Annotated in this window: 1 pseudogene; it reads right to left on the bottom strand. The window is 63.9% G+C overall.

Going from position 1 to position 1696, the window contains the following annotated elements:
* Positions 1-137: 137 nt before the first annotated feature.
* Positions 138-1332, bottom strand: a pseudogene (locus ACFC25_RS22660) (IS481 family transposase).
* Positions 1333-1696: the final 364 nt, after the last annotated feature.

Below are 1696 nucleotides of genomic sequence, written 5' to 3'. Positions count from 1 at the left end.
TCGAAGCCGTCCAACTGGCCGCACAGGAGGGAAAGATCGTGCGGATCGGCCAGAACCGCGCCCTAACCCACTAGAGCTCCCCCGCGGGCGTTCAAAGCCCAATACCCACAACATAGTGTGGTGAGTCGAGACATCCTTCACGGATGAGTCGAGTCATCGGTTACACCCCGGTCTTCGGACCGGGGTGTTTTTCTTTGCCCGGATTCTCTGGGTTGGTAGTCCCTGGTGGGGTCGATGGTGAGTTCGCGGATGATTTCTCCGGTGGTGGCGTCGCTGATGGTGACGTCGGCGTCGTGGATGAGCATCAGGACGTGTTTACGGGCGTGGGCCCGGCCGATGCCGATGTGGCGGAGCTGTCCGGCGTGGCGGAGGGTGAGTTTACCGAACTGGTCGACCCGGTCGATGCGGCGGTGCCAGGGGTCTCCCTGTTTCGCTCCGGCCGGTACTGCTTTGGGTGTTGCGGCGTAGGCGGCTGCGGGTGTGCGTCGGTCCAGAGCGCGGTGAGGGCGTTCATGGTTGTAAATGTGCCGGAATTTCGCCAACTGTTCGTTGAGGTCTTCCAGGGTGTGGGCCCGGGGCTGGCCGGTCAGCCATCGTTTGAGGGTTTGGTGGAACCGTTCAATTTTTCTTGGGTCTGCGGGTGGCTTGGGACCCGTTTCTCTGGGTGATGCCCAGGGTGTGGAGCTGGTGTTCGAAGGCGTTCCGCCCGCCCCTGCCGCCGGCGAGGCGGGTGGTGTAGACCATGCCGTTGTCGGTCAGGGTGGAGGCCGGGAGGCCGTAGACCGCGGCGGTGGCGAGGAAGGTGGCCACGACCGTGGTGACGGTGACGGGTCTGAACGCGGTGCAGGCGAGCAGGTAGCGGGAGTGGTCATCGAGAAAGTTCAGGATCTCGGTGTCGGTCCCGTCGGCGAGGGCCCAGTGGGTGAAGTCCGTTTGCCAGGTTTCGTTGGGGTGGGCTTCGAAGCGGTGCAGGGACGCTTTGGGGCGTTTCTTCGGCTCAGGGGTGATCAGCCCTGCGGTGTGCAGGATCCGGCGGATCGTGGAGGTCGAGGGCGGCTGCAGTCCTTCGCGTTCGAGGTGCCAGGCGATCGTGACTGGCCCGGCGTCCAGGCCCTCGGCGGTGAGTCGTGTGCGCAGGGTCAGGATCCGGGAGCTGGTCTCGGCGGTGGTGCGGCGCGGGTTGTTCCGCGGGCGTTTGGGCCGGGGTTCGACGGCGTCGATGCCTCCTTCTCCTTCGCGTCTGAGCAATTCGTGGACCCAGCGGCGGCTGACTCCGTAGCGGCGGGCTGCGGCCGTGACGGTCAGGCCTTGATCACGGACGGCGAGAACGATGACTTTCTGCGGAGGTGTGAACGATGTCCCGACTCACCGATGACGTGTCAGCTGAGAACGATGTCCCGACTCACCGATGACGTGTCAGCTGAGAACGATGTCCCGACTCAGGTGTGAACTATGTCGTGAAACTAGACACCAATAACCACAACATAGGAACCCCACCGGGCGCTGTTCAGGTTGCCGGTTACCGTAGCCGGCTTATCCACTGCCCGCCCGCCGCGTCCGCTGCCACGACCCGAACACGCCCCTGCATGACCTCGAGGCAAGCCACAGTCTGGTTTACGGACACCAACGGAATGACTGATGAAATTCAACTGGATTCCCTGGCGCGCACGAACCCCGCAGCCAGTGCCACCTCCAA

Origin of the sequence: Pseudarthrobacter sp. NPDC055928 (genome assembly GCF_042270935.1) — a bacterium.
Classification (GTDB): domain Bacteria; phylum Actinomycetota; class Actinomycetes; order Actinomycetales; family Micrococcaceae; genus Arthrobacter.
This window is presented reverse-complemented; position numbering and strand designations above follow the sequence as displayed.